1 protein-coding gene is annotated in these 1,588 nt (G+C 73.0%); it reads left to right on the plus strand.

Features of this window, described 5'->3' with window-relative positions:
- Window positions 1–1,588, plus strand: a 1,588-nt coding sequence (locus B0W88_RS31675; protein ID WP_255378679.1) for a glycosyl hydrolase, incomplete at both ends; no start/stop codon positions are given.

The following is a 1,588-nucleotide window of genomic DNA, read 5'->3' on the forward strand; positions in this document are numbered from 1 at the left end:
ACCTTAGCCCGCGCCTGCAGGCCGACGGCCGCCTCGACTGGACCCCGCCGCCCGGCGACTGGGTCGTGCTGCGCCTGGCGGCCTCGCTGACCGGCCATCGCAACGGCCCGGCGCCGGAGGAAGCCACGGGCCTCGAAGTGGACAAGCTCGATGGCGAGCGGGTTCGTCGTTATGTGGACCACTACCTCGACCTGTTCGACGGCGGCCCACAGGCGCTGCTCAGCGACAGCATCGAATCCGGCCCGCAGAACTGGACCGAGCACATGCTGGCGCGCTTCCGCGAGCTGCGCGGCTATGACGCGAAGCCCTGGCTGCCGGCGCTGACCGGCGTGGTCGTCGGCAGCGCCGCGCGCAGCGATCGCTTCCTCTGGGACTTCCGCCGCACGATCGCGCAGCTGCTGGCCCGCGAGCACTACGGCACGTTGGCCCAGGCCGCCCGCGAGCGCGGCATGAGCAGCTACGCCGAGGCGCTGGAAGACCACCGGCCGCAGCTCGGCGACGACCTGGCGATGCGCGGCCATGCGGACGTGCCGGTCGGCGCGCTGTGGACCCTGCTGCCGGGCGAGGATGCGCCGCGGCCCACCTACCTGGCCGACCTGCAGGGCGCGGCCTCGGTGGCCCATGTGCGCGGCAAGCCCGTCGTGGCCGCCGAGAGCTTCACCTCCTTCGGCTGGCCCTGGGCGCTAGGCCCGGCGGAACTGAAACCCACGGCCGACCTGGCGCTGGCCCTTGGCGTCAACCGCTTCCTGATCCACGCCTCCACGCACCAGCCCGACGATCGCGCGCCGGGCATGGCACTGGCGCCTTTCCTCGGGCAATACCTGACCCGCCACGAGACCTGGGCCGAGCCGGCGCGCGCCTGGATCGACTACCTGTCGCGCAGCGCCTTCCTGATGCAGCAGGGCGAGCCGGTGGCAGACATCGCGTACTTCATCGGCGAGGAGGGGCCGGTGACCGCGCTCTTCGGCGACCGGCCGATCGACGCGATCCCGCCGGGCTACGGTTTCGACTTCATCGGGCCGGACGATCTGTTCGAACGGCTACAGGTCGTCGATGGCGTCCTGGGCTCGTCGGCCAGCAGCGCGCGGTGGCAGTTGCTGGTGCTGGGCGGTGCCAGCCAGCGGATGAGCGTGCCCGCCTTGCGCCGGCTGCGGGACTTGCTGGAGGCCGGCGCCAGCGTGTTGGGCAGCGCGCCGCTGGATTCGCCGAGCGGCGCCGACGACCCGGCCGAATTTCGCCGGCTGCGTGATGCGATCTGGGGCCGATGCGCACAACAAGGCGCGCCGCACGCGATCGGCAAAGGCCGCCTCTTCTGTGGGCAGGACGTGGCCCGCGCCCTCGGGCAACTCGGCCTGGCGCCGGACTGGATCGCCGCGCCGCCCCTGCAGGTCCGGCATCGACGGCTCGACGGCGGCGGCGAACTGTACTTCGTCAGCAACCCCGGCGACCAGCCCTGGTCGGGCCGGCTGAGCCTGCGGGCCGCGGGCCTCGATCCCTGGCTGTGGCATGCCGACACCGGGGCGCGCGAACCGGCAGCCTTCCAGCCCGGGGCCGATCCCCGACGCACGGAGTTGCCGCTGGCCCTGCG

This window comes from Pelomonas sp. KK5, from assembly GCF_001984095.1.
Lineage (GTDB): Bacteria > Pseudomonadota > Gammaproteobacteria > Burkholderiales > Burkholderiaceae_C > KK5.